Here is a 13228-nt window from a genome sequence, read left to right as displayed (position 1 = left end):
CGCGGGGGGCTGACCGGAGAGGCCCGCCATGACCGCCGAACCCACCGCCCGGTCCGCTCCCCACCACCACGCGGGGGTCGAGGCCGAGGCGGTGGAGGCCGGCTACCTGCAGGAGCGGCAGCTGCGCACCGGCACCGCCGGCTGGGTGCTGCTCGCCGGGCTGGGCGTGGCCGCGGTCATCTCCGGCGACTACGCCGGGTGGAACTTCGGCCTGGCCGAGGGCGGGTTCGGCGGGTTGCTCGTCGCCGTCGTCCTCATGGCGGTGATGTACGGGTCGATGGTGCTGGGGCTGGCCGAGCTCGGCTCCGCGCTGCCGACTGCCGGTGGCGGCTACACCTTCGCCCGGCGGGCGCTGGGCCCGTGGGGCGGCTACGCCACCGGGGTCGCGGTGCTCATCGAGTACGCGATCGCCCCGGCCGCGATCGCCACCTTCATCGGCGCCTACGTCGAGTCGCTCGGCCTGTTCGGCATCACCGACGGCTGGTGGGTCTACCTGGCCGCGTACGCGCTGTTCATCGGCGTGCACCTCATGGGCGTCGGCGAGGCGCTCAAGGTGATGATGGCGATCGCCGCGGTCGCCGTCGCGGGGCTGGTGCTCTACCTGATCGGGGCGATCCCGGCGTTCGACTCCTCGAACCTGCTCGACATCGCGCAGACCGATGCCGCCGGCGCCTCGGACTTCCCTGCCCTACGGGTGGATGGGCGTCTGGGCGGCCTTCCCCTTCGCCATCTGGTTCTTCCTCGCCGTGGAGTGCGTGCCGCTGGCGTCGGAGGAGGCGCGCGACCCGGCCCGCGCCCTGCCGCGGGGCATCACCGCCGCGATGGGCGTGCTGCTCGTGCTCGCCGTCCTCATGCTGGTGTTCACCTCCGGCGCCGGCGGCTCGGAGGCGATGTCGGCCAGCGGCAACCCGCCGGTCGAGGCGCTGGAGGTCGCCGGGGCGCCCGACGCCCTCTCCGACGTCGTCAACTACGCGGGGCTCTTCGGCCTGGTCGCGAGCTTCTTCTCGATCATCTACGCCTACTCACGGCAGACCTTCGCGCTGTCCCGGGCCGGCTACCTGCCGCGGCAGCTGTCGGTGACCAACAGCCGCAAGGCGCCGGTGCTGGCGCTGCTCGTGCCCGGCGCGATCGGGTTCGCGCTCTCGCTGACCGGCCAGGGCGCGATGCTGCTCAACATGGCCGTCTTCGGGGCGACGGTCTCCTACGTGCTGATGATGGTCAGCCACATCGTGCTGCGCCGGCGGGAGCCCGAGCTGGCCCGGCCGTACCGGACGCCGGGCGGGGTGGCGACGACGGGCGTGGCGCTGGTGCTCGCCGCGGCGGCGGTCGTGGCGACGTTCCTCGTCGACGTCGAGGCGGCGCTGTGGACGCTCGGCGCGTACGCGCTCTTCCTCGGCTACTTCGCCGTCTACAGCCGGCACCACCTCGTGGCGTCCGCGCCCGAGGAGGAGTTCGAGCTGCTGGCCGTCGCCGACGAGGAGGTCCGGTGACGATCCGGCGGACGACCCTGGGCGGGCACACCGTCGAGTTCCCGTCGCTGGTCGAGCTCATGGCGAAGGCCACCCCCGCGCGGTCCGGCGACGTGCTCGCCGGCTGCGCCGCGGAGTCCGCGGCCGAGCGGGTGGCGGCCCAGACGGTGCTCGCCGACCTGCCGCTGGCCACCTTCCTCGAGGAGCAGGTGGTCGGCTACGAGGAGGACGACGTCACGCGGCTGATCCTGGACACCCACGATGCGGCCGCGTTCGCGCCGGTCGCCTCGCTGACCGTGGGCGAGTTCCGCGACCGGCTGCTCGCCTGGGCGGCCGAGGGCGACGAGCCGGCGATCAGCGCGCTCGCACCCGGGCTCACGCCGGAGATGGTCGCGGCGACGTCGAAGCTGATGCGCAACGCCGACCTGATCGCCGTGGGCCGCCGCGCCCGCGTGGTCACCGGGCTGCGCTCGACCATCGGGCTGCCCGGCCGGCTGGCCTCCCGGCTGCAGCCCAACCACCCGACCGACGACCCGCTCGGCGTGACGGCGTCGGTGCTCGACGGGCTGCTGCACGGGAGCGGCGACGCCGTCATCGGCATCAACCCGGCCACCGACTCGCCGGCGCAGACGATCGCGCTGCTGGAGCTGCTCGACGCGGTGATCTCCCGGTACGGGATCCCGACGCAGTCCTGCGTCCTCGCGCACGTGACGACGACGCTGCGCGCGCTGGAGAAGGGCGCGCCGGTGGACCTGGTCTTCCAGTCGGTCGGCGGCACGCAGGGGGCCAACCGCGGGTTCGGCGTGACCCTCGACCTGCTCGCCGAGGCGCGGGCCGGTGCGCTGGAGCTGGGCCGGGGCACGGTGGGCCGCAACGTCACCTACTTCGAGACGGGGCAGGGCTCGGCGCTGTCGGCCGGGGCGCACCTGGGTGTGGGTGGGCGGCCGGTCGACCAGCAGACCCTGGAGTGCCGCGCGTACGCGGTGGCCCGGCACTTCGAGCCGCTGCTGGTGAACACCGTCGTCGGGTTCATCGGCCCGGAGTACCTCTACGACGGCAAGCAGGTGGCGCGGGCCGGGCTCGAGGACCACTTCTGCGGCAAGCTGCTCGGCCTGCCGATGGGCGTCGACGTCTGCTACACCAACCACGCCGAGGTCGACGCCGACGACACCGACGCGCTCATGCTGCTGCTCGGGGCCGCGGGCTGCTCGTTCGTCATCGCCGTCCCGGGCTCGGACGACGTGATGCTGCACTACCAGTCGCTGTCGTTCTCCGACGTCCTCACCACCCGGCAGGTGCTGGGGCTGCGGCCGGCGCCGGAGTTCGAGGCGTGGCTGGCGCGGATGGACCTGCTGGGCGACGACGGCCGGGTGCGCGAGCTGGCCCCCGACGCGCCCGCGGCCCGGGCGCTGCTCGCGGCGGCGACGTCGTGAGCACCGTCGAGCCCGACCCGTGGGCGGTGCTGCGCGGGGCGACGCGGGCCCGGGTGGCGCTCGGCCGGGCCGGGGACGGGCTGCCGACGACGCGGGAGCTGGAGTTCCGGCTGGCGCACGCCGTCGCCCGCGACGCGGTGCACACCGCCCTGGACCCGGCCGCGGTGCGGGCGGCGCTCGGCGACGGCGACGTCGTGGAGGTGCGCTCGGCCGCCGCGGACCGCGCCGAGTACCTCCAGCGACCCGACCTCGGCCGGCGGCTGGCCGAGGGCACCGAGCTGCCCGCGACCGGCGACGACCTGGGCATCGTGCTCGCCGACGGGCTCTCCCCGCGGGCCGTGCACGACCACGCGCCCGGCCTGGTCGCCGCGCTCCGGGAACGGCTGGACGGCTGGTCGGTGGCGCCGCTGGTGCTGGCCCACCAGGCGCGCGTCGGGCTGGGCGACGCGATCGGTGCGGCGCTCGGGGTGCGCGCCGTCGTCGTGCTGATCGGGGAGCGGCCGGGATTGTCGTCGGCGGACTCGCTGGGGGCCTACCTGACCTGGGAGCCGCGACCGGGGCGGGTGGACGCGGAGCGGAACTGCGTCTCCAACGTCCGCCCGCCGCACGGGCTGGGCTACGACCAGGCGGCACGGACGGTCGCGTCGCTGCTGGCCGGCGCCCGGGAGCTGGGTGCCTCCGGTGTGGCGCTCAAGGACGAGGCCGCACTGCCCGGCTGAGCGGCAGTCAGACCTGCGACAGGCCGCGGGCCACCTCTCCGGGGCGCTGCTGCTCGCCGGCGTAGGAGCTGATCGCGACGAGCACGCCGGTCAGCGCCGGGATGACCCACTGCAGGGTGTCCAGCTGCTGCTGCGCGGCGGCGACGTCGGCCTGGGCCAGCTTCGTCCGCTTGCTCGGCTTGGTGCCCGACTTCGACGGCACCGCCCCGGCGGCCGAGACGCGCTGGCCCAGCACTCGGCTGTACGCGGTGGCGCCGAGGGCCGCAGCCGTGACCAGGGTCTTGAGGGTGGACATTCCGGCGACGCCCTGCTGGGCGGCCACCCGCTGCCTGTTCGCGCGCAGCTGACCGACGCTGCCGACGAGGTGCGCACCGATGGCGGCGGCGTTGACCGGGGTCCACCGGTCCCAGCCGGCGTTGGCGACGCGTCCGGTGCCGGAGTCCGTGTCGGCCTCGCCCGCGGCGGCGTTCAGGGCGACCGCGTTGGCCAGCGTGCCGCCGAACCAGGCGGAGAGTCCGACGTCGTGCAGCGTGCGGGAGAGAGTGTTGCGGGCCATGGGGGCTCCAGAGCTGTGGACGATGGGTCCGCTGGAACTACCCGGGCGCGGGCGGGGCACACCGGTCGGGCCGATCGATCGGACCGGGCGGTACCGTTCGCGTCAGCCGTCACCGCCGGGCCGCGACTCCGGGATGTCCGGCGAGAGTTCGTCGTCCCGGGGTGGCGCCTTCCACTCCACGAGCAGCAGCGAGGCGTCGTCGCTGGTCCGGCCGCTGCGGGCCGCCGTCAGCGCGTGCGAGAGCCGGCGCACCGTCTCGGCGGCGGGCAGGCCTTCGACGCTGGTCTGCTCCAGCACCTCGCGCAGCCGCTTCTCGCCGAACTGCTCGCCACCGGCCAGCCGCTCCTCGACCACGCCGTCGGTGAAGAAGAGCAGCCGGTCGCCCTGCTCGAGGCGCTGGGACAGGACCCGCGGCTCTCCGGTGCCGAACCCGATGGGACGGCTGACCGGCCCGGTGAGCTCACCGATCACCCGGCCGTCGCGCACCCAGAGCGCCGGAGGGTGACCCGCGTTGACCCAGGTCAATTCCCCGGTCCGGGTGTCCAGCCGACCGAGGTGGGCGGTGGCGAAGCGACCGGGGAAGGTGGCCGCCACCGCGCGGTCCGCCTCGTCGTACAGCTCGGCCAGGGACAGGTCCCGGCGCCGGCCGTGCCGGTAGGTGGCCAGGACGACGGTGGCCATCGTCGCCGCCTCCAGGCCGTGCCCCATCGCGTCCAGCACCAGCAGGTGCAGCACGTGCTCGTTCAGGGCGTAGTCGAAGCTGTCGCCGCCCACCTCGTAGGCGGGCTCGAGCGCGCCGGAGAGGTCCACGTCCGGCGTCGTCATCGCCAGCGGCGGCAGGCTCTGGCGCTGCAGCTGCGCGGCGAGCCCGAGGTCCTGCCGCTCGCGCACGTGCGAGAAGGTGTCGGTGTAGGCGTTCTTCGTCACGACGAGGTCGGCGACCAGTCCCGCGACGCGCTGCGCGAGGCGCCGGTCGTGCTCGCCCAGCGTCGGCAGCGTGAAGGAGAGGACGCCGACCCGGTCGGACCCGTCGAGCATCGGCAGGTGCAGCCGGGTCCCGCCGGCCACCTCCACCTCGATCGGTTCGTCGGTCGAGAACGCCCGGCCGACGGTGCTGGAGTCGATGCGCTCGCTGGCGCCGGTCAGGCCGGGGCCCGCCACCACCTGCAGGCTCACCTGGTCGAGGTCCTGCAGGTGGATGCTCACGTCGCTCGCGCCGGCGTGCTGGAGCTCCTGGGCGACGAGCGGCCCGACCAGGCGCGGAGGGATGAGGTGCGCCCGGTCCAGGAGGGCGCCCATCAGCCGCTCGCCCACGCTCTCGCGGAGCTCGAGGTCGCCGGTCGTGTCGGTGAAGCCCATCAGCTCCGAGGTCTCCCGGCGCTGCTGGGACCCGTCGGCAGCCACAGAGGCTCCCTGCACGTGACGGGACGGGGTCAAACCAGGTCAGCCGCAGGGATCACCTCAGCGACGACGGAGCAGCCGCGCCACCCGGTGGCTGCGGCCGGCGACGAGCTCCCCGGTCGTCGGCTGCGGCTCCGGGTCCGGGAGGACGGAGAGCGCGGCGTGCCGCTCGTGCAGCCGGGTGCGCACGTCGTCCGGGGTGAGTGCCCGGCGCTGCCGCTCGTTGCGGGCGACCACGGCACCGGTCGCGGCGACACCGGCCAGGCCGGCCAGTCCGAGCAGCTTCCAGGGGCGCACGTCCGTAACGTAGCGCCTCGTGCCCACGCTCTCCCTCGACGAGGCGGTCGACCAGACCCGCACCGGTGACGTCTGGATCTTCCGCGGCTCCTCGGTGGCCGACCGGGCCATCCGGACGGTGACCAACGCCCCGGTCAACCACGTCGGGATGGCGGTGGTGATCGAGGACCTGCCGCCGCTGCTCTGGCACGCCGAGCTGGGTCGCTCGCTGCCGGATGTCTGGACCGGGGAGCACCAGCGCGGGGTGCAGCTGCACGACCTGCGCGACGCCGTGCTGACCTGGCGGCAGAAGTACGGCCAGCGCGCGTGGCTGCGCCAGCTGGTCGGCGTGGCCGACGACGGCGGCGTGACCCCGGAGATGGAGGACGCCGTGCTGCGCACCATCGCCCGGCTGGACGGCAAGCCGTTCCCGACCACCCGCGGGCTGGCCTCGGGCTGGATCCGGGGGCGGCTGCGCCGGCGCACCTCGGCCGAGGCGGTGTACTGCGCGGAGCTGGTCGCGGCGACCTACACCGCGATGGGGCTGCTGCCCGCCTCCCGCCCGCAGAACTGGTACGACCCAGGCACGTTCGCGTCGGAGGACCACCTCGAGCTGTTGCTCGGCGCGAAGCTGGGCGGGGAGATCGCCGTGGACGTCCCCGCGAGCTGAGTCAGCGACGCACCCGGTAGGTGCTCTGCACCATGCCGCCGGCGAACGACCTCGTGCCGACGTGCTCCAGCGGGATGTCGGCGGCCAGCTCGCCGAACGGGGTGAGCCCGGTGCCGATGAGCACGGGCACCCGCGAGAGCGTGAGGTCCGCGATCAGCCCGGCGCGCAGGAAGGCGTGCACCGTCCGGCCGCCGTCGACGTAGACCCGGCGGCACCCGGCCAGCGCCGCCACCGCGTCCTCCAGCGAGCGGTGCACGGTGATCCTCCCGTCGGCGTCGGCCGGGAGGGTCGTGCTGAGCACGTGCACCGGCCGGCCCTGGTACGGCCACTCCGCGAACGGGGCGATGAACTCGTAGGTGCTGCGGCCCATGACGAGGGCGTCGACCGAGGAGACGAACTCGCCGAAGCCGAAGTCGCCGCCCTCGCCGTCGTCCGGGGTGGGGGCGTCGCCGCCCCGGTCGGGTGCGCCGCCGCCGTCGGGCGCGTCGGCGCCGTCGAGGAAGGAGAGCGTGCCGTCGAGCCGGGCGATGAACCCGTCGACGCTCATGCCGAGGAAGACCGATCCGGGAAAGGGTGCGTCCATGCCGACAGCGTGCCGCGGGGGTACGACAACGCGGGCCGGTCAGCGCACCGCGCGGGCGGCGACCTCCCCGAGCCGGACGACGGTGTCGCCGTCCTGCTCGACGGCGTCGTCGTGGGTCACGCAGACGACCACCCGGCCGGCCAGCGCGGTGCGCAGGTCGGCGAGCAACGCCCGCGCGGTGGGCGGGTCGAGGTGCGCGGTCGGCTCGTCGAGCAGCACGACGTCCCGCCCGGCCAGCAGCGCACGGGCAGCGGCCAGCCGGCGGCGCTCCCCGCCGGAGAGCGCCGTCCCGCCGGCGCCGACCGGGGTGTCCAGGCCGTCGGGGAGGGACGCCAGCAGCGGGCCGAGGCCGGCCGCGGTGAGCGCCGCGGTCATCCGCGACTCGCCCGCCGCCCCGGCCAGCGCGCCGCGGGGTGCGGCGGTGGCCAGGTTGGCGCGGATGGTCGACGCGAAGACGTGCGCGTCCTGCGGGAGCCAGGCGAGGCCGGCGCGCACGTCGTCGCCGGCCAGCCGGGCGGTGTCGACGCCCGCGAGCTCGTAGCGGCCGGCCCGGGGCCGCAGCGCGGCCATGAGAACCGCGAGCAGCGTGGACTTGCCGGTGCCCGACGGGCCGCGCACGGCCAGCCAGCCCTCTCCGGCGCCGGTGCGGGCCGTCAGGTCGCGCAGCACGTCGGGCCCGCCCGGCCAACCTGCGGTCAGCTCCTCGACGGCGAGGTCGCGCACGGGGGTGGGGGCGGGCAGCGGCACCTCCGGCTGGGCCGGCAGCGGCGCGGCGACGACGGCGTCCAGGCGGGCCTGCGCGTCGGCGAGCGCGCCGCGCCGCTGCAGCGCGGGGACCAGCCCGCCCAGCGGCTCGGCCAGGGCGAGCGGCGCCAGCGCCAGCACCGCGAGCACCGGGCCGGTGACGCCGGAGGCGGACGCGGCGGCGGTGCCGACCACCGCGGCCAGCCCCGTCCCGAGGACGACGGCCCCGGTGCCCAGCGCGGCGGCCCGCTCGGCGGTGCGGGCCGAGCCGGCCTGCCGGTCGGCGACCGCGCCGAGGGCGGTGGCGGTGCGCTCGGCCAGCCCGTGCGCGCGCAGGTCGGTCGCGCCGTCGAGCAGGGTGGTCGTCTCCCGCAGCGCCTCGACCTGCAGGCCGCGGGCGGCGCGGGCCGCACCGGCGTCCACCCGGCGGTGCACCGCGAGCACGGCGAGGGCGGTGACCGCGAGGACCGCGCCGATCGCGGCGGCGGCCGCGGCGTCCACCAGGGCCAGCGCGGCGACGGTCGCTGCTGGGACGGTGGAGGCGACGACGAGCGCGGGGCGGACCCGCACGGTGAGGTCCTGCACGACGGCGACGTCGCCGACGACCCGGGCGAGCGCGGCGCCGGGGGAGCGGTCGGCGGCCAGCCCCTGGGCCGCCAGCGCGCGCCAGACGCGCACCCGGGTGGCGGCGGCCAGCCGCAGCGCGGCGTCGTGCGCGGCCAGTCGCTCCAGCCAGCGCAGCGCGGCCCGGGCGATGCCGAAGAAGCGGACGCCGGCCGTGGCCACCAGCAGGGTGAGCACCAGCGGCATCTCGGCGGCGCGGACGATCAACCAGCCGGACACCGCGGTGAGCGCGACGCCCGAGGCCGAGGAGAGCGCGCCCAGCAGCCCGGCCTTCGCCAGCGCCGCGCGCACCGGCCCGCCGTCGGCACCCCGCTCATCCGCGGCGGGATCGCCGATCTCGCCGCTTCCGGGCCCCTGGGGCGGCGAGATCGGCGATCTCGCCGGGCGGGGACGCGTGGCGGTGAGGGCGGAGGCGGCGGCGGGGGCTGCCGCGGGGGAGGGCAGGTCGACGGTGCGGTCGGCCAGCGCGGCGAGCACGGGGTCGTGGGTCGCCAGCAGCACGGTGACGGTGCCGCGCAGTCCCCGCAGCACCCCGGCGACGAGGGCCCGGGCGTCGTCGTCCAGGTGCGCGGTCGGCTCGTCGAGCAGCAGCAGCGAGGCGCCGCGGCGGATCCGCACCAGCGCCCGGGCCAGCGCCACCCGCTGCAGCTGCCCGGGGGAGAGGGATCCCGGTGCCCGGCCGGCGAGGTCGGCCGCGCCCACCCGCGCCAGCGCCTCGACGACGAACGCCTCGCCCACGACCTCGTCGGCCCCGGGCGCCGAGCCCGCGTGCCGGCGCAGCTCGTCGGCGACGGTCGCCCCGGTGGTGCGGGGGAACTGCGGGACGACGGCCACCGCGCCCACACCGCTCACCGACCCGTCCGCGACGGCGTCCGCGCCGAGCACCCCGGCCAGCGCGGCCAGCAGCGTCGACTTGCCGGAGCCGCTCGCGCCCGTCAGCGCCACCAGCTCGCCGGGCCGGACGGCGAGGTCGGTGGGCGGCAGCGCCGGGACGACCCGACCGGGGTAGCGCACGGTCAGCCCGCGGACGGCGACGTCGGCACCGCGCGGGTCGTCGTCGGCGGCCGGCGCCGGGACGGCGGGAACGGGCTCGGCGAGCACCGCGCGCGCCTCCGCGGCGGCGAGGGCGGCGTCCTCGGCGGCGTGGTGCGCCGAGCCGAGCGCGCGCAGCGGGGCGAACGCCTCGGGGGCGAGCAGCAGCGCGGTGAGCCCGAGCGCGAGGGCGAGGTCGCCGTGCACCAGCCGCAGGCCGACGGTCACCGCGACCAGGGCGACCGACAGGGTGGCGATCAGCTCGAGCACCAGCGCGGAGAGGAAGGCGATCCGCAGGGTGGCCATCGTGCGGGTGCGGTGCTCCTCGCCGAGCCGGGCGAGCGCGGCGGCCTGGTCGGCGGCGCGGCCCAGGCCGACCAGCACGGGCAGCCCGCGCACGAGCTCGGCGACGTGCGCGGCGATCCGGTCCAGCGCCCGGGCGGAGTCCGCGGTCGCGCTCTGCGTGTACTTCCCGACCAGCACCATGAACACCGGCACCAGCGGCAGGGTGACCGCGACCAGCACCGCCGAGAGCAGGTCGGTGGCGGCGAGGACCAGCAGCAGCGCCGGTGGCACCACGACCGTCTGCGCCAGCGCCGGCAGGTAGGTGGCCAGCGCCGGGCCGAGGTCGTGCAGCCGTGTCGTCGCGAGCACCGCCGCAGGCCCGGGCCCGCCCGCGGCGGCGACCGCGGCCGGGGAGCCGGCCAGCCGGTCGAGCAACGCGCGGCGGAGCCGGTCCTCGGCGCGGCGGGCGTCCCGGGCGGCCAGCACCTTGCCGAGGGCGCCGGCGGCCGCGCGCAGCACCGCGCCCGCGGCCGCCAGCGCCAAGGGGCCGGTCAGCGGGCCGTCGGCCGCTCCCGTGCCGCGGGCCACCGCGTGCGCCAGCCCCGCCGCCAGCAGCACCAGCCCCGCCGTCTGGACCAGGGCGGCGAGCGCGGCCCGGACCAGCGCCCCGGTCAGCCCCGAGACGCCGGCCAGCGCACCCAACGGCCCCCGCCCCCGAGGGGCAGACATGGCCATGTCCGCCCTCATGCGGGGACGACCCGGTCGGCCGGCTCCTCGTGCACCGGGTCGGCGGTGAGCCGCTTGCGGAAGACCCAGTAGGTCCACGTCTGGTACCCCAGGACGACGGGGAGCCCGACGCCGGCGGCCCAGGTCATGATCGTCAGCGTGTAGTCGCTGACCGACGCGTCGGCCACGGTGACGTCGAACGCGACGTCCACCGTGGAGGGGATGACCACGGGGTAGGCCGCACCGAAGATCGTCGCGGCCGAGGCGACCAGCACGACCGCCCACGCGGCGAACGCCGGGCCCTCGCGGTCCAGCCGGATCCGGGTCCAGGCGACGCCCACGGCCAGCGCGGCGACCAGCCACAGCACCGCGGTGACCGGCGTCCCGTAGCGCAGGTGGGTGATGCCCGCCCACGCCAGCAGCGGCAGCGCGGCCACCGGCGACCAGCGCAGCGCGAACGCCCGGGCGCGCATCCGCACGTCGCCGTCGACCTTGAGCGCGAGGAACAGCGCGCCGTGCACCAGCGAGAAGCCGAGGACGGCGACCGCGCCCAGCAGCGCCGGCCAGCTCAGCCCGGAGAACGCGCCGCCCACCCGGGTGCCGTCGGCGTCGACCGGCAGGCCCAGCGTGGTCGCGCCGAGCGCCGCGCCGATGCCCAGGGCGGCGATGAGCGAGCCGCCGGTGATGATCCGCGTCCACGTCGCGTCCCAGGCCTCGGTGTGGTGCGAGTGCCGCCACTCGAACGCGACCGCCCGGACGATCAGGCCGAACAGCACCAGCACGAACGGCAGGTACAGCGCGGGCAGCCAGGTGGCGTACCAGCCGGGGAAGGCGGCGAACACCGCACCGGCAGCGGTGATCAGCCAGACCTCGTTGCCGTCCCAGAGCGGGCCGATGCTGCGCAGCATGAGGTGCCGGTCGGCGGGCCTGCGGCCGAGCATGGGCAGCAGCGCGGCCACGCCGAAGTCGAAGCCCTCGAGCAGCAGGAAGCCGGTCCACAGCACCGCGACGGCGGCGAACCAGAGGGTCTGCAGGTCCATGTCAGCTCCTGGTGGGGCGGGGTGTCAGTAGGCGAACTGGAGGACGTCGTCGTCGCGCTCGCGGCGCGGGGTGCCGTCGTCGTCCGTGTCGTCGTCGGGCGGCCCGGGGGCGATGCCGGGCGTGGGGTGCGCGTCGCCGGTGGTCACGCCGGCCCGGACGAACCGGCCGATCAGCCACAGCTCGACCACCGCCAGCACGCCGTAGACGAGGGTCAGCCCGATCAGCGAGGTGAGGACCTCAGCGGCGCTGATGCCCGGCGAGACGGCCTGGGCGGTGAAGAACCAGACCTGGTCCTCGACCGGGACGTCGGGGTTCGGGTAGACGACGAAGGGCTGGCGGCCCATCTCGGTGAAGATCCAGCCCGAGGCGTTGGCCACGAACGGCGCGCCGACGGCGAGCAGCGAGCCGTAGACGCCGATGCGGGAGGTCGGCACGCGGCCGCGGCGGGTCGACCAGAGCGCGTAGGCGGCGACGGCGGCCGAGAGCCCGCCCATGCCGATCATCAGCCGGAAGTTCCAGTAGGTGACCGCGAGCACCGGCGCGTAGTCGATCGGCTCGCCGGCCAGCGACCCGAACGACGGGTCGTCGGGGTAGGTCTCGCCGTAGACGGCGGCGTACTCCTCCTGCAGCTCGTTGACGCCGGGGACGGGCGAGGAGAAGTCGCCGTGGGCCAGGTAGCTGAGGATGTACGGGACGGTGATCGAGTGGACGTCGTCGCACTCGTTCGAGCCGAACTTGCCGACTGCGAAGATCGAGAAGGACGCCGGCGCCTCGGTCTCGCAGAGCGCCTCGGCCGAGCTCATCTTGAGCGGCTGCTGCTCGTACATGAGCTTGCCCTGCCAGTCGCCGGTCAGCGCGGTCAGCGCGAAGGCGGCCAGCGACACCCAGCCGCCGAGCCGGACCGAGCGGCGCCAGACGCGGTGGTCGACCTCCTCGGCGGAGCGGCCGGCCAGGCGGCGCCGGCGCAGGTGCCACAGCCCGATGCCGACCAGCAGCGCGCCGGCGACCATGAGCGCGGCGACGATGGCGTGGCTGAAGGCGGCCAGCGCGGTGTTGTTGGTGAGCACCGCCCAGAAGTCGACCTGGAGCGGGCGGCCGGTGGCGTCGTCGACCTCGACGCCGACCGGGTGCTGCATCCACGAGTTGGCCGCGATGATGAAGTACGCGCTCACGATCGAGCCGATGACCGCCGCCCACAGCGCGGCCAGGTGCACCTTCTTCGGGATGCGGCCCCACCCGAAGATCCACAACCCCAGGAACGTGGACTCGAGGAAGAAGGCCAGCAGCGCCTCCAGCGCCAGCAGCGAGCCGAAGACGTCACCGACGAAGCGGGAGTACTCGCTCCAGGCCAGGCCGAACTGGAACTCCTGCACCAGGCCGGTGGCGACGCCGAGCACGAAGTTGATCAGGTAGATGCGGCCCCAGAAGCGGGTCATCCGCAGCCACGCGGGGTCGTCGGTGCGCACCCACATCGTGTGCATGACCGCGACCAGGATCCCCAGACCGATGGTCAGCGGGACCATCAGGAAGTGGTAGACGGTCGTGATCCCGAACTGCCAGCGCGCGATGTCCAGCGTGTCCAGGCCCAGCACATCCACGGCCCCTGCTCCTCGTCTCTCGGCGGCGACCGTCGTACGATCGACGCGTTCTTTCTACGCTGGGTAGAAGA

The 13228-nt window shown here is 75.7% G+C and carries 11 protein-coding genes and 1 pseudogene; 5 read left to right on the top strand and 7 right to left on the bottom strand.

Annotated features, from left to right (window positions below):
- Window positions 1-28: 28 nt before the first annotated feature.
- The 4 genes and pseudogenes from JKP75_RS22885 to eutC all read left to right on the top strand — a co-directional run.
- Window positions 29-568: pseudogene (locus tag JKP75_RS22885) on the top strand (ethanolamine permease); the annotation flags it as partial.
- A 130-nt stretch (window positions 569-698) separates the two neighbouring features.
- Window positions 699-1490 carry an amino acid permease gene (locus JKP75_RS22880; protein ID WP_255523357.1) on the top strand — a complete coding sequence of 264 codons (792 nt, stop codon included), beginning with the start codon at window positions 699-701 and terminating at the stop codon, window positions 1488-1490.
- Complete coding sequence (locus JKP75_RS12315; protein WP_309230001.1) at window positions 1487-2902, top strand: ethanolamine ammonia-lyase subunit EutB; 1416 nt, start codon at window positions 1487-1489, stop codon at window positions 2900-2902. Before JKP75_RS22880 ends, JKP75_RS12315 begins: the two co-directional genes overlap by 4 nt.
- The gene (gene eutC / locus JKP75_RS12310) at window positions 2899-3621 is read left to right on the top strand and encodes an ethanolamine ammonia-lyase subunit EutC (RefSeq protein ID WP_200490954.1); all 723 of its coding nucleotides are present in this window, start codon (window positions 2899-2901) and stop codon (window positions 3619-3621) included. Before JKP75_RS12315 ends, eutC begins: the two co-directional genes overlap by 4 nt.
- A 7-nt stretch (window positions 3622-3628) precedes the next feature.
- Here the strand turns inward: eutC and JKP75_RS12305 are convergent, their stop codons facing one another.
- From JKP75_RS12305 to JKP75_RS12295, 3 genes are all read right to left on the bottom strand, one after another.
- On the bottom strand, window positions 3629-4177 hold the full coding sequence (locus tag JKP75_RS12305; RefSeq protein WP_200490955.1) for a hypothetical protein: 549 nt from the start codon (window positions 4175-4177) through the stop codon (window positions 3629-3631).
- Window positions 4178-4279: 102 nt separating this feature from the next.
- Window positions 4280-5581 (bottom strand): PP2C family protein-serine/threonine phosphatase, encoded by a 1302-nt coding sequence (locus tag JKP75_RS12300; RefSeq protein ID WP_309229792.1) that lies wholly within the window; start codon window positions 5579-5581, stop codon window positions 4280-4282.
- Between the two features lie 57 nt (window positions 5582-5638).
- A complete protein-coding gene (locus JKP75_RS12295) occupies window positions 5639-5875 on the bottom strand; it encodes a hypothetical protein (RefSeq protein WP_200490956.1) in 237 nt (78 codons plus the stop codon).
- Between the two features lie 19 nt (window positions 5876-5894).
- On the opposite strand from JKP75_RS12295, the gene JKP75_RS12290 reads away from it, so the two are divergent.
- A complete protein-coding gene (locus tag JKP75_RS12290) occupies window positions 5895-6524 on the top strand; it encodes a hypothetical protein (RefSeq protein ID WP_200490957.1) in 630 nt (209 codons plus the stop codon).
- 1 nt (window position 6525) lies between these two features.
- Here JKP75_RS12290 and JKP75_RS12285 read toward each other — a convergent pair whose 3' ends face one another.
- Genes JKP75_RS12285 through JKP75_RS12270 form a run of 4 tightly spaced genes read right to left on the bottom strand, consistent with a single transcriptional unit; the run spans window position 6526 to window position 13157 of the window.
- Window positions 6526-7107, bottom strand: coding sequence for a dihydrofolate reductase family protein (locus tag JKP75_RS12285; protein WP_200490958.1), 582 nt, complete (start codon window positions 7105-7107; stop codon window positions 6526-6528).
- A gap of 39 nt (window positions 7108-7146) precedes the next feature.
- Entirely contained in the window at window positions 7147-10521 is a 3375-nt protein-coding gene (cydC, locus tag JKP75_RS12280; RefSeq protein WP_200493121.1) for a thiol reductant ABC exporter subunit CydC, read from the bottom strand.
- A 14-nt stretch (window positions 10522-10535) separates the two neighbouring features.
- Complete coding sequence (cydB, locus tag JKP75_RS12275; RefSeq protein ID WP_200493120.1) at window positions 10536-11558, bottom strand: cytochrome d ubiquinol oxidase subunit II; 1023 nt, start codon at window positions 11556-11558, stop codon at window positions 10536-10538.
- Between the two features lie 24 nt (window positions 11559-11582).
- Window positions 11583-13157 carry a cytochrome ubiquinol oxidase subunit I gene (locus tag JKP75_RS12270; RefSeq protein ID WP_309229791.1) on the bottom strand — a complete coding sequence of 525 codons (1575 nt, stop codon included), beginning with the start codon at window positions 13155-13157 and terminating at the stop codon, window positions 11583-11585.
- Window positions 13158-13228 lie beyond the last annotated feature (71 nt).

Source organism: Blastococcus sp. TML/M2B (genome assembly GCF_016612865.1).
Lineage (GTDB): Bacteria > Actinomycetota > Actinomycetes > Mycobacteriales > Geodermatophilaceae > Blastococcus.
This window is presented reverse-complemented; position numbering and strand designations above follow the sequence as displayed.